Origin of the sequence: Pseudoclavibacter endophyticus, assembly GCF_008831085.1 — a bacterium.
GTDB classification, from domain to species: Bacteria; Actinomycetota; Actinomycetes; order Actinomycetales; family Microbacteriaceae; genus Pseudoclavibacter; species Pseudoclavibacter endophyticus.
Map to the genome: position 1 here is coordinate 2,093,016 of NZ_WBJY01000001.1, position 19,443 is coordinate 2,112,458.

General features: G+C 66.5%; 18 protein-coding genes and 2 pseudogenes. 5 read left to right on the forward strand and 15 right to left on the reverse strand.

The genetic code is table 11. From position 1 onward, the window contains the following. Positions 1–30 precede the first annotated feature (30 nt). Both F8O04_RS09395 and F8O04_RS09400 read right to left on the reverse strand, forming a co-directional pair. Positions 31–708: a response regulator transcription factor gene (locus F8O04_RS09395; protein WP_308420181.1), complete on the reverse strand. Its 678-nt coding sequence runs from the start codon at positions 706–708 to the stop codon at positions 31–33. 8 nt (positions 709–716) lie between these two features. Next, positions 717–1,922, reverse strand: a complete 1,206-nt coding sequence (locus F8O04_RS09400) for a sensor histidine kinase (protein ID WP_158028959.1) — start codon at positions 1,920–1,922, stop codon at positions 717–719. Between the two features lie 154 nt (positions 1,923–2,076). On the opposite strand from F8O04_RS09400, the gene F8O04_RS09405 reads away from it, so the two are divergent. Both F8O04_RS09405 and F8O04_RS09410 read left to right on the forward strand, forming a co-directional pair. Further along, entirely contained in the window at positions 2,077–2,499 is a 423-nt protein-coding gene (locus F8O04_RS09405; RefSeq protein ID WP_158028960.1) for a hypothetical protein, read from the forward strand. 21 nt (positions 2,500–2,520) lie between these two features. Next, positions 2,521–2,982, forward strand: coding sequence for an ABC-2 transporter permease (locus F8O04_RS09410; RefSeq protein WP_158028961.1), 462 nt, complete (start codon positions 2,521–2,523; stop codon positions 2,980–2,982). 146 nt (positions 2,983–3,128) lie between these two features. Here the strand turns inward: F8O04_RS09410 and F8O04_RS09415 are convergent, their stop codons facing one another. The 7 genes and pseudogenes from F8O04_RS09415 to F8O04_RS09445 form a co-directional block, all read right to left on the reverse strand. Continuing rightward, positions 3,129–3,599 carry an SRPBCC family protein gene (locus F8O04_RS09415; RefSeq protein WP_225734946.1) on the reverse strand — a complete coding sequence of 157 codons (471 nt, stop codon included), beginning with the start codon at positions 3,597–3,599 and terminating at the stop codon, positions 3,129–3,131. Between the two features lie 216 nt (positions 3,600–3,815). Continuing rightward, positions 3,816–4,028 (reverse strand): iron chaperone, encoded by a 213-nt coding sequence (locus F8O04_RS09420; RefSeq protein ID WP_158028963.1) that lies wholly within the window; start codon positions 4,026–4,028, stop codon positions 3,816–3,818. Next, complete coding sequence (locus tag F8O04_RS09425; protein ID WP_188726188.1) at positions 4,021–4,650, reverse strand: SRPBCC domain-containing protein; 630 nt, start codon at positions 4,648–4,650, stop codon at positions 4,021–4,023. Before F8O04_RS09425 ends, F8O04_RS09420 begins: the two co-directional genes overlap by 8 nt. Further along, positions 4,647–4,997 carry an ArsR/SmtB family transcription factor gene (locus tag F8O04_RS09430; RefSeq protein WP_225734947.1) on the reverse strand — a complete coding sequence of 117 codons (351 nt, stop codon included), beginning with the start codon at positions 4,995–4,997 and terminating at the stop codon, positions 4,647–4,649. Before F8O04_RS09430 ends, F8O04_RS09425 begins: the two co-directional genes overlap by 4 nt. A gap of 149 nt (positions 4,998–5,146) precedes the next feature. Next, entirely contained in the window at positions 5,147–6,280 is a 1,134-nt protein-coding gene (locus F8O04_RS09435) for a serine hydrolase domain-containing protein (protein WP_158028966.1), read from the reverse strand. 641 nt (positions 6,281–6,921) lie between these two features. After that, complete coding sequence (locus tag F8O04_RS09440) at positions 6,922–7,377, reverse strand: hypothetical protein (RefSeq protein ID WP_158028967.1); 456 nt, start codon at positions 7,375–7,377, stop codon at positions 6,922–6,924. Between the two features lie 143 nt (positions 7,378–7,520). Then, positions 7,521–7,980 (reverse strand): annotated as a pseudogene (locus F8O04_RS09445) (relaxase domain-containing protein); the annotation flags it as partial. A 431-nt stretch (positions 7,981–8,411) separates the two neighbouring features. Here F8O04_RS09445 and F8O04_RS09455 point away from each other — a divergent pair. Continuing rightward, entirely contained in the window at positions 8,412–9,083 is a 672-nt protein-coding gene (locus F8O04_RS09455; protein ID WP_158028968.1) for a MerR family transcriptional regulator, read from the forward strand. 78 nt (positions 9,084–9,161) lie between these two features. Here the strand turns inward: F8O04_RS09455 and F8O04_RS15090 are convergent. After that, positions 9,162–9,287: pseudogene (locus tag F8O04_RS15090) on the reverse strand (alpha/beta hydrolase); the annotation flags it as partial. Positions 9,288–9,369: 82 nt separating this feature from the next. Further along, entirely contained in the window at positions 9,370–9,519 is a 150-nt protein-coding gene (locus F8O04_RS09465) for a hypothetical protein (protein ID WP_188726187.1), read from the reverse strand. A 120-nt stretch (positions 9,520–9,639) separates the two neighbouring features. Between F8O04_RS09465 and F8O04_RS09470 the strand changes: the two genes are divergently transcribed. Then, on the forward strand, positions 9,640–9,891 hold the full coding sequence (locus tag F8O04_RS09470) for a GPP34 family phosphoprotein (RefSeq protein WP_188726186.1): 252 nt from the start codon (positions 9,640–9,642) through the stop codon (positions 9,889–9,891). Positions 9,892–10,009: 118 nt separating this feature from the next. Here F8O04_RS09470 and F8O04_RS09475 read toward each other — a convergent pair whose 3' ends face one another. From F8O04_RS09475 to F8O04_RS09490, 4 genes are all read right to left on the reverse strand, one after another. After that, positions 10,010–10,852: an alpha/beta fold hydrolase gene (locus F8O04_RS09475; protein ID WP_158028971.1), complete on the reverse strand. Its 843-nt coding sequence runs from the start codon at positions 10,850–10,852 to the stop codon at positions 10,010–10,012. Between the two features lie 532 nt (positions 10,853–11,384). Continuing rightward, the gene (locus tag F8O04_RS09480; RefSeq protein ID WP_158029192.1) at positions 11,385–12,671 is read right to left on the reverse strand and encodes a glutaminase; all 1,287 of its coding nucleotides are present in this window, start codon (positions 12,669–12,671) and stop codon (positions 11,385–11,387) included. Positions 12,672–13,013: 342 nt separating this feature from the next. Beyond that, on the reverse strand, positions 13,014–14,717 hold the full coding sequence (locus F8O04_RS09485; protein WP_188726185.1) for an alpha/beta fold hydrolase: 1,704 nt from the start codon (positions 14,715–14,717) through the stop codon (positions 13,014–13,016). 222 nt (positions 14,718–14,939) lie between these two features. Then, positions 14,940–16,004: an extracellular catalytic domain type 1 short-chain-length polyhydroxyalkanoate depolymerase gene (locus F8O04_RS09490; RefSeq protein ID WP_158028973.1), complete on the reverse strand. Its 1,065-nt coding sequence runs from the start codon at positions 16,002–16,004 to the stop codon at positions 14,940–14,942. Positions 16,005–16,506: 502 nt separating this feature from the next. Between F8O04_RS09490 and F8O04_RS09495 the strand changes: the two genes are divergently transcribed. After that, positions 16,507–19,266 carry an ATP-binding protein gene (locus tag F8O04_RS09495; protein WP_225734999.1) on the forward strand — a complete coding sequence of 920 codons (2,760 nt, stop codon included), beginning with the start codon at positions 16,507–16,509 and terminating at the stop codon, positions 19,264–19,266. Positions 19,267–19,443: the final 177 nt, after the last annotated feature.

Sequence of the window (19,443 nt, forward strand, 5' to 3'; positions counted from 1 at the left end):
CATGCGACAGGCGACCGCCGCTGCATCGAGTCACTGAGCCGAGGGAGCGGCGGTCGGGGAGATTCCGCCGGGGCTGATGAGGCCCGATTCGTAGCTGAGGATTACCAGTTGCGAACGGTCGCGTGCGCAGAGCTTCGACAGGAGCCGGCTGACGTAGGTGCGTGCAGTGGCAGGGCTGATGTGGAGACTGGCGCCGATCTCGTCGTTCGATTCGCCCTTGCCGATCCGAGTGAGGACTTCGCGTTCGCGGTCGGTGAGCGCATCGAGAAGCGCCGGACGAGTGCGGATGGTCGGACGTCCCGCCAGCGTGCCCAGGACCTTTCGCGTGATCGCCGGCGAGAGGAGGGCGTCGCCAGACGCGACGGTGCGGACCGCCCTTCGCAGCTCGGCGGGGGCGATGTCTTTGAGGAGGTAGCCGGCGGATCCCGCTCGTATCGCCGCCAGCACGTTCTCGTCCTCGTCGAACGTGGTCAGAACGACGACGCGGACGTTCGCGAGTGATCGGTCGGCCACAATCGCCCGGGTCGCGGCGATACCGTCCATCTGCGGCATGCGGATGTCCATGAGGACGACATCCGGCTTGTGCTGGCGTACCGCACTGATCCCGGCAATTCCATTGTCGGCTTCTGCGACGACTTCGATGTCGCCGTCGTGTTCGGCGAGGGTGCGCAAGCCTGTTCGGACGAGTTCCTGGTCGTCGACCAGCACGAGACGGATCATGGCAGGCTCGCGGGGATGGTGGCTTCGACGGCGAACCCGGCGCCCGGGAAGGACCGGGTGGTCAATGTTCCGCCGAGCAGTCTGACTCGTTCGCTCATGCCAGCCATTCCATACCCGCCCGTCGCGCCGTCATCGCTCGCCGTTCCCCGCCCGTTGTCGATGACGCTGATGTGGACACGGCCGTCATGGATGCCGACCTTCACCTGCGCATGCGTCGCGCCGGCGTGACGGATGACGTTGGTGATCGACTCTTGGACCACGCGGTAGGCCGCCGCGTCGACCGGGGCGGACAAGTCTAAGGGGATCGCGGTGATGTCGGTCGTGACCTCGACGCCGGCGGCTCGCGCGGCGTCCACGAGCTCTTGCACGGCCGACAAGGATTGGATGCTCCGTGTCTCGTCACGATCGGAGGTCGAACGCAGGATGCGCACCATCGAGCGCAGCTCTCGGAGCGATCGTGTGCTGGCTGACCGGATGCGTCCGAGGGCGTCACTGACCGCGCGGTCGTCCTGTCCGACTGCTTCGGCTCCGACTCCGGCTTGGAGGGAGATGACCGACATGGTGTGACCGATCGTGTCGTGCAGCTCCCGGGAGATGCGCTCGCGTTCGCTCTGCATTCGTAGCTCCGCTTCACGCTCGAGTTGCGCTTCGGTCAACCGAGCGATCTCGGCCTGCTGGGCCGCCCGAAGGCGGCGGGATCGAACGCTGTATCCCAGTGCGATCGCCGCGGCGAACAGTGCGGTGTTGGAGACCGACTCGTAGCCGAGAAGGAACCCGATTGCCTCCCCGCCGTCGTAAACCCGGAAGAACAGGGAGACGCCGAACACGACGAACGCTGCCCCCGTCGACCACAGCATCAGTCCGGCTTCCGCTGCAGAGAACAAGGCCGGCAGGACCGGAACGGCGACGCCGATCGGTGGATAGTCGAGGGTGTAGTAGGCGAACATCCCGAGCACGCTGAGTACGAGCACCGTCCGCGGCGTCCTCCGGCGCAGAAGCATCAGCGCGCCGAAGCCGGCCGCGAACAGGTAGGCGATGACATCCGGCGGCTTGGCGCCACCCGAACCCGTGGCGACGAGGAGGGCGAGCGCGAGCGCGACAGCCGTTCCCAGCAGCGCGTCGATGACCCACGGCGCCGCGTACCCGGCACGGCGACCATCGCCCCCCGGTCCACGCAAAGGCGCCGAAGATCGTTCAGCCATGCGACAAGGTTAAGAGCGGCCAGGGCACTCCGTCATGAGCCTCCAGGCGATGCCCGGTGTCGCTTCTCGACGTCGAAAAGACGAGACAGCGGGCGACACGTGTCGAGAGCGGAGGCCGATGTGAGGAAACAACCGCGTTTCTAGCGTGGTTGGCATGAACAGAATCAGGTCCCTGCAATGGCCCCTTATCCTCGGCCTCGGAGCGCTCGCGCTGGTCAGGCCGCTCGTGAGCATCATTGAGCATCAGCTCGATGTCACTGGTCCGCCCGCGGTCCCGGTCATCATCACCCTCATCATCTCGGCGATCTGGATCGTGGTCATCGGTCTGAGCAAGTGTGCTCAGCCCGTGCTGACTCTGCTGTTCACCGGGCTCACCTACGCGGTGCTCTCCATCATCCTCAGTGGCATCCTCTCCCCGATTCTCACCGGGGAACTCCAAGGCCCGCTCGCCATGCCCATCGCGATCATCCCGGTCCTGCTGATCAACGCCATCTGGGGCCTTGCCGCCGGCGGACTGGCGCTCCTGCTCCAGCGCCTGCGAGGTGTCCGGCCCCGCGATGCCGTCGAGTCGCGCTAACCGCGTTTCGGAAGGAAGGTCATGACCTATTCGCCCCCTGGCTCCCGTGATCCCGATGAGGCACGAACCGACGCCGCCATACGGGATCTGAAGGTCCGCGGCCACTGGCCGCAGGCGTCGAACCCCCAACCGTCCGCCGAGCACACGCGACCCCCTGCCCACTGGCCGCCGGTGGAAACGGCCACGCCGCACCGGACCGATCGGCCGTCCTACCCGCCCGCGTCCATGACGCCCCCGCCGCGACCGAGGAGCACGTGGCGGTCGATCGGCTCCGGCGCCCTCGGTCTCGTCGGTGGTGTGCTGCTCGCGCTCATCGTCCAGGACGTCCTGGCAACCGCATTTCTCCGCGACGGGACCATCCCACTTGCCCTCGGCGTCGTCCTCGGCTTCCTCGTGCCCGCCTTCGGAGCGCTCGGCGTGCTCACCGCCATCCTCATCGACAACCGGAACGCGAAGCGTCGGTCGAAGACGTCCGGGCGATGAGCGATCCGCGTCGTCACGAGTTGTCGCGCCGCACGGTGCTGCAGATCGGCGGCGTTTCGCGAGAGAGACGGCACAGCGATCAGACGTGCGACCGACATGACCGCATCGCCACAGGAGGGTCAGCGGCCAGGTCGCACCGGCAGTTGTCAGCCATTCCCCTCGCGGACATCTGTGCCGTTCTCGGCAAACGCCTTGAAGTCCTGCATGTGCTCTCGTGAATGCTTGATGAAGATACCGCGCAGGAACGGAGCCGCCAATCGCATTGGGCCGTTGAACCGGTATTCGTTCTCGCTCACCCAAAGTGTGCTCTCAGGACCGGCCTCAGACAGATGCTCGCGAGCGGCATTCCACATGCCCTCTGCGACGATCTCACGCTCGAAATGGATGGCGCGTTCCGAGGGGACATCGTGCAGGTTCGCCGGTTCTCGACGGGTGATGGTCTCGGTGCACTCCATGGTCTTCTGACCCGATTGGAAGACCACCTTCGACTCGGTACCGACGTGGCCGTCCACGCCGCGTAACGGCTCGTGCGATATCAGGCCTCGTAGCCACTTCGGTCGGTGCGCAGGGTCTTCGAGGAGTTGAATGACGCGCTTTCGTGGCAGTGCGATGTCCATCGAGATGGAGTACTTCATGGCGGAACCCTCCGGGTGCTTCGGCCCATGGCGACGTGCGGGGATTGGTCACTGCCGGTCGGCGTCGATCTCGCGGACGTGGATGCGGACGAGATCTTCGATCAGGTCGCTGGGCAGCGGATTCGTCAGCGTGAACTGGATCGCATGTTCGGTGGTCTTGTAGTCCGACAGCCGATCTTTCAGCTCCTCGATAGCCCATTAAGAAGGGTAGAAACTCATGTGTCGCTTGGATGCGGTGAAGAACGCCAGCGCGCGCCCCTTGTACTTCAATGTGGGCATCCTGTAGCTCACGGTTTCTTCGACACTCGGCACGAGCTGGGTCACGATCGCACGGATCCGTTCGAGTTCCGGTCGGAATGCAGGGTCGATGCCGTCAAGGTACTCATCGATGCTCGTCGCCTTCTCACCCATCGCTCTGCTCTTCTCCCGTGCCGCCAAGGTAGAAGGCCGCCGTCCTCAGTGCGCGTGTCTCCGCATCACTCGCGGGGGTTCCCGCTTCCTGGTCTGCCCGGCCCCACGCATTGGCGGCCCGACGGGTCAGCTCCTGTCCCTCGGGCGTGCCCGCGAACGCCTCCATGGCATCGGGGTCGCATCGAGCGTCGCCGCCGAGATACCGCGAGAGAGCTCGGAGCGATTCCTCCCACCCCACACCCGCCGCAGCGGGGCCGTAGGTGTCCCAGTGGTCATCAGGGTGGGTTAAGCGGAGCAGGGTCAGTTCGTTCGCGGCCGGAATGACCTCGACATCAACATGGCTGATATTCCCCTGGTACTCCCACGTGATCGCGAGGTGCCGGGGTGGTTCGCATCGCCGGATCTCCCCCTCCGTGCCACTTGTTGTGAGGGTGTACCGGCCGCCGAGGGTGAGGTCGCCGCGTACCGGCTCGAACCATCGCGAGAGCCGTTGAGGATTCGTGCACGCATTCCACAGGTCGGCGGCGCCGGTGCCGAAGGCCCTCTCCAAAATGACCTGATGCGACTCGCCGCTGGACGTGATTTTGCGGATCACTTCGTTGATTTCGTCAGCGATGTTCATGTGGTCTCGCTTCTTGGTGGCGACTTTCCTCGACGTATTTCGGCGTCGAGGGCGGACAGGGCGCTGCTCCATAGCCCTCGGAACTGGTCAAGCCACACGTCGATTTCTCGCAGGGCACCTGGATCGAGGGAATACAGGCGTCGAGCGCCGTCGGGACGGGATCGCACGAGACCGACTTCACGCAGCCGCCGCAGGTGGCGCGAGGTGGCCGGTTGAACGAGTCCGAACTCCGCGTCCATCACCTCGACAAGCTCGCCGGCGGGTACCTCGCTGTCAGCGAGGTACTCAACGATGCGGCGACGAACCGGATCGGCCAAGACAGCGAGCGCATCCACGCGACGTAGCATATAACAGTTTCGGTTATATCACACGGCAAAGACTCACGACCTCCTGTGCGAACTACAAGGGGCGCAACCCTCCCCTGACCGGGAGTCGGTGGTGTTCACCATGCCCGCAAAGGCAGCGCGAGAGAGGGGTGGAATATCGTGACCGGTTTTCACCCATCCTCGGCGGCGACAAGGTCTTCAAAGGCATTGAGGACACGGGAACCTTGGGGACCGTCGAGAGCTAACTGTGTCAACAGAATGGTGACCTGGTTATGCCGGGGATCGACACGCGCGGCGGTCCCGGCGCCGCCGGCCCAGCCGTAGGTGTTGTCGGCGCGCACGCTTCCGCCGTATCCCCAGCCTTCGCCTTCGGCGAGGAAGAATCCCGCATGACGCCGCTGGTCGGCTGTGAGCTGGTCGGTCATCATCGATTTCACGAGTGGGGTGGGGAGGATCCGCTGTCCGTTGGACTCACCGCCGTTGAGCAGCATCCTGCCGAAGGCGAGCCAATCGTCGGCCGTTCCGATCAGGCCACCAGCGCCATCCGGAAACGATGGGGGCCGAGAGTGCTGTCCGTCGGGCGGATCGACGAGTTCCACCGGTGATCGAGGATTATCCGTCGCTCGATACCGGCTCGCGAAGCGAGAACGTTCGGATGGTGGAACCCACCATCGTGCGTCCCGCATCCCCAGTGGGTCGACGATACGGTCAGCCATGAGCACGCCCAGCGACTGCTGTGCGACTCGTTCCAGCAGGAGCCCGAGGATGGTACTGCCGGCGTTGTAGGTCCAGCCCTGGCCGGGTTGATGCGCCAGCGGTAACCGCCCCGCTCCTGTCAGGTAGGACTGTCGGTCCAGGGCGCGGAGCTGAGGGCCTTCCTGGAGCGTCGTGACGAGAGCTTCGGTGAATGGTGACTCGAAGTCCGTAGTGAATCCGAGTCCACCGCGCAGGGTAAGCAGATCCTCCACCGTCACAGGGCGAGATGCGGGAACAGTGTGCGAGAGCTGCCCACTCGGGTCCACAAGTACCCTGGCACTGGACAGCTCGGGCAGCCACCGATCGACTGGCGAATCAAGATCGACGGTTCCGTCGGCCACGAAGGTGAGGGCGAGGGCAGCAGTCAATGGCTTGCCCAGGGAGTCCCAGAAGAACAGGGTGTCGGACGACATTGGTGCACAGGACTCCAGGTCCTGAGAACCAACCACGACTGTCTCAGCGTTCTCGCCCCGGTACCGTACAGCGACTGCGCCCGGAAGCGTGCCTGCGTCGACCTCTTCCTGGAGCATTCTTGCGATGGCGTCCATCGTCCAAGTGTGGCAGGGAGCCCGCCCCGACCGTGAGTTGCGGCGGATCGCGACGACGACACGAGGACCCGTCCTGGCGTGTGAACCTCGCCGGGCGGACGCGCCACGCGGCACACGCGCGAGCCCTCAGCGCTCGACCGGCTCCCCTGCGGGGGCCTGGAACGACGCGAGGTCTGAGCGCGTCGGCGCCGCCTCCCAGTCGCCCTCGACGGTGCAGACTCGAAGACCGCGTAGGCCGCCGCCCGAAGCTGTTGCATCCCTCGTATGGTGAGAAGCGTACTCCCGGGCTGCCTCTCTGAACTACGGTGGGTTGTCTCCCAGTTACGGGTCTGGGCAGCAGCGGCGGCGTTCGAAGAGGAACTCTCAGGGGGAACGCACTTGGAAGCAAGCCGTCTGCGTCCCGCCAGCGACCAAGGCGTTGCGTCGTTCCGCCGCGAATGACGTCCGACATGCGATGCCACTGACGTTACTCGCACGTTCCCGTCCCGCTACCGATGCGAGTAGCGCGTGAGGCGGCCAGCGACGGGGCGAGTTTTCGACAACCTTCCCGCTAGATCCACCCCATGTCGGATGTCCCCACCGTGACACCGTCGGGTTTGATGTCCTCCCCACGGGCAGCCACCACGGCGCGCGACGACCCATCATGACCGAGTCCGCACGGCTGATGCGACGATCGCGGACGCAGGGATGTGCCCAGCGGCAAGGATCACGGCGGCGATGGCGATCCACGGGTTGCTCAGCCACGCTGCGGTGCTCAGGAACACGACGACCGGGTAAATCGCCATCGGCACCGGAACCACCCACCACGGCCGGTACAGCGTCGCCCCCGCGCGCCCCGTGAAAAGATAGCGGGCCCACAGCGCGTAATATCCCGCCAGGGCGACGAACGTTGGAACCGTCCACCAGCAGACGAACTCTCCGGGTTGCGTGATCGCAGGAACGACCAGGCACAGCACCTGACCTGCACGTTCGAGCAATCCCAGCAGACGAGGCACGTGCGCCGCCGGCACCGGAACTCGCGGCGGGAACCACACCAACAGCAGGTTCGGCGCGAGCACAGCGAGCCCGACAATCAAACCCAACGGCGAGAAACCCACACCCGGAGGCTATCGCGCCAATGCCGACCACTCCGTCGACGGCTCCCTCACCCTCCGCCGATCAGGCCGCAAGCAGGGCGACTCGGTCCTGCTCCCAGCCGACTACGCCGCCGAGCACCGGGATTCGGGCTAGCCCACGTTGCGGCGATCCTCGCTTGTGTGTCGGCGTCGGCGATCGCCGAGAGCACAAACGCCCGATTTCGGGAGCGAGAAGGTGAAGTCGTAGCCTGCCACAGCGCGGCGGCGGGTCTGAGGCGCCGGCGCTGCTGTGTCACCCGGCGGAGCAACCGGGTTCTCCGGACTCGGCTCAGAAGCCCCATACACGGGATATGCCCGGCCGAGCGGCGCTCCCATTCCGGGACGACGCCCTATCCCCAGTAGCAACTCGAGTTGAGCTTCGGACACCCGCGATCCCGCCGCGACCCTGCCGCCGGCAAGTGCTGGCAGCCCGCTTCCGAGCCACCGCCAGGGTGGCGTACCGGCCTCGGCATAATAGCGAGCAAACGGTGCGAAGAGAGGACGGTCGCCATCGCCCGCCGCGACCGTGCGGAGCAGGTACTTATAGCCATCCCGCGCGCTCATCACCCGCGTCGACACCGACACCCAACAACGCCTCTCCAGTTATCGGAGAAGTACGATGCCGCGCCCGCGTCAGCGGGCGCGAGCCTCGATCTGCAAGACCTGTGAAAGCTCGTTCGCTCGGCCTAGTGACCGACGGCGCGCGCCACGATGAATTCGCCGCGTTCGGCGACGCCCGCTGCAATAACCATTAGCGCCGTCTTACCCATCCCCCTCCCCGAGGATGACGAGGGCGCCGCTGCGACCGGCGCGGGCGTCGTCAAGCAGCTGCGCGACGAGCGCGCGTTCGGCTTCTCGCCCGAAGAGTCACAACGACTCTCCTTCCTCAGTCACTTGACAGCGAAAGGGATACGCAAGGAATAGGTGGTGCAACTACGTATTCATCACCGACGCCGGGGAAGAGCCTTCGCTGAGAAGGTACCAAGTAGGGGCCACGACCGGTTGAGGAGGATGTCATGGCATGGAGCACACGGGAACTCGCAGATCTCGCGGGGACCACCGTCAACACCGTCCGGCACTATCATGCAGTGGGTTTGCTCCCGCTTCCCGCCCGTCGCTACAACGGTTACAAGCAGTACCGGGTGGAGCACCTGGTCGAGCTGATCAGGCTACGCAGGTTCGCCGAACTCGGTGTCCCCCTCGCCCGCATACAGGAGCTCAATCTGCGGGGACCCACCACGCTGCACGCGGTCGACACCGAGCTCGAAGCGGACATCGAGCGACTCCAGCGTGCACGGTCCGATGTCGCCGCGATCCTTCGGGAGAACGCGCCGCCAGAGACGCCACGCGGGTTCGAAGCGGTGGCCGCGCGACTGTCCGACCCGGACAGGTCCCTCATCCAGATCCTCACCCGCCTCTACGGTCCCCCGGAGCAGTCGGCACTTCTGGCTCAACTCTCCAACGAATCCGACCGCGGACGCAGGGCCTTCTACGAACTGCCTCCCCATGCCACCGACGACCACCTCGACCGCCTGGCATCTCAGCTGGCGCTGCAGGGTCCGAACTGGCGGGCGCCGGAGTCCGCGCCACGCGGAGTCCGATCGTCCTTCGCGACCGCGGTCGCCGAGCTGTATTCACCCGTGCAGCGCGACGTCTTGCGTCGCGCAGCGTCAGCGGTGCTGGTCTGACGCGGCTCCACCCGCGCGGTGGCGAGAGTACGGGCGGCGACGGGTGTTGCGCCGTCGCTGCCCGGGGAGCAACCCGCATCAGCCTGCGAGGAACTCGGGGAGGGCGGCGTTCACCTCGTCGGCGTGCGGCCAGAGCAAGCCGCGCGGCGCACCCTCGATCTCGACGTAGTCCGCCCGGGGGAACGCCGGGAACCGACGACCAGATGGTCGACGCTACCGCGCAGACCGTCAGCGGGGCGTCAGTGACAGCCGCCCTGCTGACGGCACACAGCGCCGCCTGAAGCCATCACCACCCCAGCAGGGTGAGGGCTCCGAGAGCAGCGGCGGCGACCAGGCCGGTCCACAGCACAATCGAGACGGCCTGCCAGAGGATCACCCAGCTCCTATTAACTCCGGACGCGACGAACAGCGCTGCGGTGAGTTGGGTGGGAAGCACCCATGGCGCGAGGATGCTCGCCCCGGGCACGCCGAACCGAACCAGCCACACGTTGATGCGCCGTCGGCCCCTCGCGCGACGGGTCTCCTTCTCGGACGCGACCGGTTCCTCGACGGTCAGGTGCGCGCCGTCCTTCTCGACGGAACTCGCCCGGACACACGGACGGCGGCGGTCATCGGCTTGCTCTCGGCAAGCGGCACGCTGCCGCAATTCGACCCCGAGATCCCGTGGACCGGCCAGGTCGCCTCTCGCAGCAAGGAATTTGAGCAGGGCCAGTGGGAGGCCAAGGCAGCCGCGTCCGCGATCATTCGCACGATGACGGCGATCATGGTCAGCGGCGTGGCCGCTGAGGTTGCCGCGACGCGCACCTGACACGCCGCGTCACAGTGCGGGACGCCGGTGAATCAGCGCTTGGGCGTCGGATCACGGGGTCATGGTCTGGCTCGGCCGCCCGGATGCTGCGCCGTCGCCGCCCGGAGAGCAGCCCGACTTAGCCGGCGAGAAACTCGCGCAGGGCGGCGTTCACCTCGTCAGCGTGCGTCCAGAGCAGGCCGTGCGGTGCCCCCTCGATCTCGATGTAGTCCGCCTCGGGGAACGCCGCGTGGAAGCGCCGGCCGGTGGCATCGATCGGGAGGATGTTGTCGTTCGTGCCGTGCAGGATCATCGAGGGCTTTCCGCTGGCGCGCACCGCCTCGATGTCGGCACGGAAGTCTTCGATCCACGACGGCACGACCGCGTAGGCGGCCACGGGTGCGCTGGCGATCGCGACGTTCCAGCTCGCCGCCACCACTTCAGGACTGATCCGTGAACCGAGGGTTTCGTCCAGATTGTAGAAGTCGCGGTAGAACTGGGTGAACCAGGCGTAGCGGTCGCTCTTCGCGGCAGCCGCGATCCCGTCGAAGACCTCCTGCGGCACACCCCCGGGATTGTCGTCGCGGGCGACGAGAAAGGGCTCGATCGAGGCGAGGAATGCGAGCTTGGCCACCCGCTCGTGACCGAACAGCGACACGTATCGCGCGAGCTCGCCGGTGCCCATCGAGAAACCCACCAGCATTACACCCCGCAGGTCCAGGGTCTCGAGCACCGCATTCAGGTCGGCGGCGAAGGTGTCGTAGTCGTACCCGGAGCCGACCTTCGAGGACTGACCGAACCCGCGGCGGTCATACGTGATGACGCGGTACCCGGCCGCGAGCAACTCGCGCGTCTGGCGCTCCCAGTTATGGCCGCTGAGCGGATAGCCGTGGATCAGAACGACCGGCTGTCCCGAACCGTGATCTTCGTAGTAAACCTCGATCGGCGCGCTGTTCTCGGTTCCCACTGTGATGTGACCCATCGTTCTGCCCTTCTGCCTGTTCGACCAGCCCAGTGCCGGTGACTTCTCACCCATCTGAAACCACGTGGTGGCCACACGGTCAAGACCTCGGTCGGGCACCGGACCGATTGCGCTCAGTGGAACTCAGCTTCGTGCTCGACGGCGGGATCCGTGTTGGCGGCGGCACCCGGAAAGTCACAAGCGCCCAGACGGCGGCGACCACCATGATTCCGGCCCCGGCCATCCGGTCACGATGATCGCGTCCATGAAGGCATCCGTCGCGATCTTGAGGATCGTCGCACCGGACGGAGCCGCCGACTTCCGCCGATAGCAGCAATGCCTCGGCCATCGTCGTGAACGTATGTTGCGCGAACCCTGCCGCCAGGTCGTGTGAATTGGTGATAGCGGCGACGGCGCGGACTCGAGCTGAGCGACCACGGCATCCCAGTCACGGACCGAAGTAGTGTCCCCACGCTACGGATCTCGTCACACTCGATGCGGGCGGAAAGGTGCCGTTCGTCTCATCCTCGGGCCCGCGCGTCCCGCCCCCTGGTCATGTCGACCGACGGTGCGCTGCCCTGCCGATGTGACCGATGACGGTGAAGCGGTGGTCCGCTCGGGAGTCGGGGTCGGCGACGATGCCATCCGGGTCGACGACGTAGACATCGTGCCCGTCGAGGGATAGGCGACGCGCGACCTCGAGCAGCATGCGGCGCGCCACATCGTCGATCGAGTGGACCGCCGTGAAATCCAGGACCACCCGCGGCTCTTGGGGCACGGTGTCCACGACCTCGCGAACGATGCGCTCTGCGCCGGCGAAGCGGATACCTCCCTGCATCTCGAGGACGCGCATCGCCTCGGCGCCGCTGCCGCGAGCCTCATTCGCCCGAACGACCGAGCGCGCCGTCGGGGGCACTTCCATGACGTGTAGGCCCATGTCGTTCGAGTAGCGCTCGAACAGGGACACTCCGCGCGCGCTGTTGCCGTGTGCATCGAGCCGCGGCGAGAACGTGGCGATGCCGATCTGCCCCGGAAGCGCGCCGATCAATCCTCCGGCGACGCCGCTCTTCGCCGGAATACCGACTTGCGTCGCCCAGTCTCCTGCCGCGTCATACATGCCGCAGGTGGCCATGACGGTGAGCACCTGGCGCACCACGGGCGCGGGGATCACCTGATCGCCCGAGAGCGGGTTCACTCCGGCGTTCGCCAGCGTCGCTGCCATTACCGCCAGGTCTCGCGTCGTGACCAGTACCGAGCACTGACGGACGTAGCCCTCGACGATCGCCGTCGGATCCTCCACGAGGACGTCCTGACTGCGGAGCATGTGAGCGATCGCGAGATTGCGGTGCGCGTGCTCCATCTCGGACGCACACATGTCGGCGTCGACATGCAGCGGCCGGTTGGCGAAGGCGGAGAGACCTCGCACGACGCGTGCCACACGGTCGTCGGCGCTCTCGCGATCTCGACCGGCCAAGGAGTGCACAGTGATAGCGCCGGCGTTGATCATGGGGTTGCGCGGGCGTCCCGATCCCGGTTCAAGAGAGATTTCATTGAACGCCTCCCCCGACGGTTCGACGCCGACCTTGGCGTGCACGGCGTCGAAGCCGCGATCCGCAAGCGCCAGCGCGTAGACGAACGGCTTCGAAATCGACTGGATGGTGAACTCCACGTCGACGTCGCCGGAGCCGTAGATCTCGCCGTCAACGGTGGCGAAGGCGGCGCTCAGCAGATCGGGGTCTGCTGTGGCGAGTTCCGGAATGTACTGCGCGCGTTCGCCCGAAGTGTCCGACCGCACCCCTTGGAGCACGGCGTCGAGATAGTCCGGCACCATCGACTTCATACGCAGATCCTCCGTGCTCCACCCGCGGTCGCGCCGCGACAATGCGCTCATTCGACACCATGTTGTCGCAACACGGTCAAGTCGCCCGTCGAAGCGGTGGCGCTCACCTTGACCGGGTGTCGACCACCCCGTTTCGACTGGGGTGACATCCGCGACGTCCCCGAGACGGATGCCGCCATTGTCATCCTGCTGGTGCCGTTGCAGTCAGCGGGGATCAGCACGCGGATTCGCGGCCCTTCGACGACCCCCGCCTCGGAGGCGCACGCGGCGGGTTGACGCCGCGCGACTCCGGCGTGCGGTCCGGTGTCGCCGGATCACACAGACCCGGTGACACCAGATCGGTCATGGCCTTCCGACGCTCAGCTCCGCGGTCTCGGCGGCGATGGTCGGATCGGTGAACTGTGGCTCGTCCCGGGGGGCGCCGGTCTCATCCAGCGGCCACCAGGATTCGTAGGTGGACTCCTCGAACGGCAGCGGCTTACCGGGCGCGACGATGGTGTCCGCGGGACGATCACCGCCGAGCAGGAACTCGATAACCGGCAGATCGACCGCATCCGTGCCGTAGGGGAAGACGCCGTGGATGCTCTCGTTGTCGACCACGATCAGACTGGTGTTCGGCAGACCGGTGCCCGCCGCCCACCCCTGCTCATAGGGCGTCATCGAGTCGAGCTCGCTCTGCACCACGAGGGTCTCGGGGAAGTCGGCGCCGAGCTCGGGCATCTTCGAGTCGGTGGGCCAGAACGCGCAGGTGGGCGTGATCAGCAGGCCGAGCTGCGCCGTGAGGGGCGCGACCTCCGCAGTCGTCTCGTGGAAGTCCGCCCAGTGCTCGGCTCCCTGCGTCCACTGTCCGTCCGTGCAGGCGGTGAACTCGATGACATAGTCGTGCGTTCCTTGGATCATCTCGCCCGGGGTGGGCTCGGGTGTTGCTGACAGGAGCGCAAGCCTTTCGTCCGCGATTGCTCGCAGGGCATCCGGCAAGTCTGTCCTCGCGACGATCCGAGCGGTCAGCTCGGTCGGATCCACGGGCGCAGTCGAGGCCTCTGCTTCGGCGATGATGCTGGCCACCAGACTTCCGGCGGCCGGATAGAGCGCGGGACTCGAGAATGCGGCGGAGCCGCTGACGACGGTCCAGGCGGACTGAGCCGCCAGCGACGTCAGCGGGTCTGCGGTCGCAGCGAAGTACCGCTCCCAGATCGCCTCGGGATCGGTGCCGAGCCCGACGATCGCGTCGTTGCGGGCGATCCAGTTCAGCATGTGCAGGCGGAACTGGCGGTCCCGTGCGAGGTGAGCCGCGTCGTAGTTGTGCTGGATCGAGTCCCGCGTCGAGTCGGTTGCCGAGTCGAAGACCATACGCTCGATGTTCTCGGCGAACAGAGTTCCGTACCACGCACCGATCCACGTGCCGTAGGAGTAGCCGATGTAGGTCACCGTCTCGAGGCCGAGCAGGAGTCGCATGAAGTCCATGTCGTACGCGGCTTGCTCGGTGGTCATGGTCGCCACGTCGGGATGCTCCGAGCAGGCCTCGCCGATCGCCTGGGCTGCGGCCGCCGGCCCGCCAGCGGGGTCGTACTGGTACTCGCAGCTGGCGCGACTCGACTGCCCGAGCCCGCGCTGATCGAAGCTCACGTAGTTCGTCGTCGGGCGCAGCTCCGGCGTGTACAGCTGGATCGCGGTGCTGAACGAGAGCCCGGAGGTGTAAGGGCCGCCGGGGTGCCCGATGATCGTGGTGTTGTAGTCGGAGTCTGCCGGATCGATGTTGCGCGCCTGTGAGATGCGGACATCCCAGGTGAGCTCCGGATCAGGGTTCAGCCAGTCCCGAGGGACCTGGATCGTCGCACATTCGACGTTCGAGGTGTCCGCCCCGGGAATGGGAGGCCCGTCTTCGTTGAACTCGCACGCCTCCCAGACCAGGGTCTGGTCAGCGAGCGGCCCGGCCAGCGCTGCGATGTCCGGGGTCGCGCCGCCCTGCGCATCGGGCGCGGCCGCGTCGCGGGTGACGATCGCCAGCACGGCCCCGACGACGACGACGAGGACAACGACAGCCACCGCCACTCCGCGCGCGAGCCGGTCTCTTCCACGGGTTCGCGCTGTTCCGGCGGGGCCGGATCCGAGTTCGGACATGGTCTTCTCCTCATCTGCTCGCGACGCCGGCGGCGTCGCACCCGCCGCCAATCGGCCGGTCAGAGGCAGTCCACACGCTGTCCTGACCACCGGGTCAAGCGGTGAGGTGGCGCCGGCGAGAGAGTCGCGCACCTCAGGATGCGCGGCTCACCGACCGTCGACCTCCTCGGCATCGTGGCGCTGTGCGAACGCCCAGGCGATCCGGGTGACGTCCGGTCCTGCCGTGTCGGTGAACAGACCCCTGCTGTTCGGGTGGGACCATGAGTGCGCGAGCAGGTCCGCGAAGACGTACTCGACGAGCACCCGCCCCTCCGGAGTGCTCACTGTGGTGTGCTCGTATCCGTACTGCCGACCCGCCGGCGGGTGCTCCACGGTGACGGTGACGAGAGCGAGACTCTCGTTGAGCATGCCGTCGTCGATCAGGTCGTGCACCGCGATCCAGTGATCGACCAGCCTCTCGCCGACGATCGTCGGGACGACTTCATCTCGGCCGCCCTGCACGACCAGCAGGGGAAGGGGTCGGGCTCGATCACCCATTTGCGCCCACGCCTGTCGCGCGGTGGCGCTCGCAGGCGTGGAGTCCGGGTCGTCTGGATCCACCTGATTGAGGCCGTACTCGCCCCCGGCCACCGAGGTGACGGTGGCGAACACGTCCGGATACGTGGCGCCGAGGATCACGGCGGCCCCGGCGCCCGACGACGCACCCGAGACGTGCACGCGATCAGCATCCGCATCATAGGTGGATACGACCTCGCGTACCACTCCCGCCAGCAGCGCGGGTTCGCCGGACCCGCGTACCTGATTGCGGGGGTCGGCGGAGTTCCAGCAGTTGACGTCGCTCTCGAAGGGCCGCTGGGTCGGGTAGACGACGATGAAGCCCTCCTGGTCGGCGAGGACGTTGAACTGAGTTGCTTCCTTCATCGAGTTCCATCCGAACCCGGTCATGCCGCACCCGTGCAGCGCCATCATTATCGGCAGCTCCGTGGACCCGTCGTGCTGGGGCGGAAGGTGCACCTGGTAGTGCTTGCGGGTGCCGTCCGACGACACATAGACGTGGTTGCGGTCGTTCGCGCCGCTCCACCAGGGCAGCCCGAACTGGAAGACGAGGCCGAGCGCGACGACGGCGATCGTGGGCATCGCTACGGCGAGGCCGACGAGCCAGCGCCACCTGCGCCGTCGGCGCGGGGCGGGGTCCCCGGGAGACTTCTTCATGTTCGCAATTCCCCTCGACTGCTGCTGTTTCGGCTTCCGATCCAAGACCGTGGCCTGACCACAGGGTCAAGTCGGTTGCCGCATCGGAGGCCACACCGCCGGGGTCGGCCGAACCCGACTTGACCATGTGCTCACAACATGACTTCGACCGGTGGCACACCTCGTGTTCATGAAGGAGATCGAGATGAAGACTCACTACGCGCGAGCGATCCTCCTCGCCCTCGGGTTCGCGATGTTCTTGGGCCTGGTGCTGACCTGGCATGCACGGTGACAGCGTCCGCCAGCCGCTGTTCGCGCCCGCTCGCCGACTCCGTCCTGTGCTGACGGGCAGTGTCACGGTGGAGCCTCGCGCTGCTCAATCGGACGACCGCGCACGGTGGGTCGCAGAGCGGCGCGCACGCGTCGTCCCCACTTTACGAATTATGTGTCTGACTCCGGGATAATGATGTGGTGACCACATACTTGGGCCACCGGGGGCGCTCGTTGCCTATTGGAAGTCATCGTGCCGCAACTTCTGGGTAGGGGACGAGAGCGCCGAATGGTCGAGCACCTGCTGGTCGGGGCGCAAGCCGGGCACAGCAGGACGCTGGTCGTGCGCGGCGATGCGGGAATGGGCAAGACGGCGCTGCTGAAGCATCTGCGGGATGCCGCGCTCGCCGCCAGATTCCGCGTCGAGTCGTCGACGGGCGTCGAGGCCGAGAGCCAGTTCGCTTTCGCCGGACTTCATCAATTCTGCGTCCCGTTCCTCGATCACCTTGACGCACTGCCCGAGCCGCAGCAGTTGGCGCTGGGCGTCGCCCTGGGGAGTCGAAGTGGCTCCCCGCCCGATAAGTTCCTGGTCGGACTTGCCACACTCCACCTCGTCGCCGAAGCAGCCGAGCACGAGCCGTTGCTGTGCGTGGTGGATGACGCGCAATGGCTGGACCAGGTTTCGGCTGAGGTCATCGGGTTCGTGGCCCGCCGCATAGATGCCGAGCGTATGGCAATGGCATTCGGAGTACGCGACGGGGGCGACGGTGGCATAAGCGTCTTCCCCGGCCTGCCGGAGTTGCATCTGTCGGGGCTCGACCGGCCGGCGGCACGGGCGCTCTTGGACACGGCACTTCGGGTGCCGGTGGACGAGGCGGTGCGCGAGCGGATCATCGCGGAAGCGAGGGGCAACCCTCTCGCCCTGTTGGAGTTGCCCGGGAACGTCCCGGCAGCGAGATTCGCGGGCGGCTTCGAAGTACTTGAACTGTCGCATGTCCCAGAGCGCGTCGAGCGCGGATTCCTGCGTCGCTCGCGTGACCTGCCAGATTCGACGCAGTTGCTGTTGCTCGCCGCTGCGGCCGATCCGACCGGCGACCCTGTCTTACTCGGGCGGGTGTCCGCGGAACTCGGCGTGACTCCGGATGCGATGGAGCCCGCGAAAGCGGCCGGACTGATCGAGATCGATTCGAAGGTTCGATTTCGTCACCCTCTGGTGCGCTCGGCGGTGTACCAGTCCGCAGACGCAACGAGTCGCCGCCGCGTCCACAGTGCGTTGGCCGCCTCCACTGAGGTAGCGGTCGACCCCGATCGTCGCGCATGGCACTCTGCCCACGCGGTCCAGGGGGTCGACGAAGAGGTCGCCGCGGAGCTGGAACGCTCGGCAGCGCGGGCGCGTTCTCGCGGTGGCTATGCTGCGGCCGGAGCGTTCATGCGACGGTCGACCGAACTCACCCCGGCCGTCGACGACCGCACACGGCGCGCGCTGGAAGCGGCGCACGCAATGCACAACGCCGGGGCTTCCGAGGCGGCGTTGGACCTACTGGTGATCGCAGAGGGCGGGTCGCCCAGTGCGCGGCAACGCGCTCGCGTGGCGCTGCTGCGCGCTCAGATCGCGTTCCATCGCACTCGTAGCGTGGAGGTGCCGCAAATGCTGGCGGACGCTGCCGCGACACTTGCTCCGTTCGACCCTGCGCTGTCTCGTGAAACCTATTTGCACGCGCTGGACGCGGCGATCGTCAGTGGCGCCCCCGATTCGGTGATCATCGCCCGCACCGCACTCGCCGCATCGCCGGCCCCGAACCCTCGGCCGGTGGACCTCCTTCTGGACGGACTCGCAATGACGATGGTCGACGGGTACTCCGCGGGCGTGCCGACTGTGCGTCTCGCGCTCGACGAGCTAAGTGAGGCCGCGCACCCGGGCGCCGCCCAGGAGGGTGGGAGCGAGCCGTGGCTCTGGCTGGCTGGACGAGTTGCCGTCGGCATACTCGATGACGAGCGCGCACACAAGATCGCCGAGTGGAATGTCACCGTTTCTCGCGCCACCGGGGCGCTGGCGGGCCTCCCGGGCGCGCTGAATCTCCAGGCCAACATCCTGGCCATCAGTGGCGAGCTCACACGAGCGGGCGCGCTCGCGACGGAGGCGGAGGCGATCACCGAGTCAATGGGCGTGGCTCCACTGCGCCACGCCGCAGCGATGCTCTCCGCATGGCATGGCGACCGGGCCGAGGTTGAACGCTTGAACAGCCTCACTCTCCAGACGGACGGGAATCCCATCGGGAGCGCACAAGCGGCATTCGCCTACTACGCGAGCGCCGTACTTCACAACGGACGCGGCGAATACTCGACCGCGCAGGGGGCTGCGGCCACAACGTGCGAGTCTGCCGAACTCTCCCTCAGCACCGTCGGTCTGCCCGAGTTGATCGAGGCATCGCTGCGGGCGGGCGACAGAGAGACCGCATTGCAGGCTCTCGAGCGTCTCAGCGCGCGCGCGCGAGCCAGCGGTACCGCGTGGGCTCTAGGTCTGGAGATGCGTTCCCGCGCAATGACGATCACCGGTCCTGCCGCGGAAGAGTTCTATCTTGAGGCGATTGCGCAGCTCAGCGCGTCGCGGATCGGGGGCGAGGCTGCCCGTGCGCACCTGCTCTACGGCGAATGGTTGCGCCGCGAAGGTCGCCGTCAAGAAGCGCGCGATCCACTCCGTTTCGCCCATGAGCAGTTGTCAGACATGGGCATCGGTGCATTCGCCGCGCGAGCCGCGCGCGAGCTGCAAGCCACCGGCGAGCATCCGCGAAAACGAACTGCCCGCCAGATCGACGGACTTACTGCGCACGAACTGCATATCGCGCGTTTGGTGGCCACCGGCGCAACGTCGCGAGAGGTCGGCGCGCAGCTTTTCTTGAGCCCGCGCACGATCGATTCGCACCTACGCAACATCTTCCGGAAACTCGACATCACCTCGCGCAGGCAGCTCAAGGAGCTGCACCTGACCAGACGTGGAAGTGAACTTCCCTGACCGGTCTGAACCCCCGTGGCGAAAGCCAGCCGTTCATGGCATTGACTCGGTGTAGTCGAACCACCGTGCGGTCGTCATTGATGTGTGGACGTCATGGCCGCGCTGAGTCGCACAGGCAGCCGCTACCGAAAGGCATGCGGGTGTCGGGGCTTGACTAAGTCCTGACAACACAGTGTC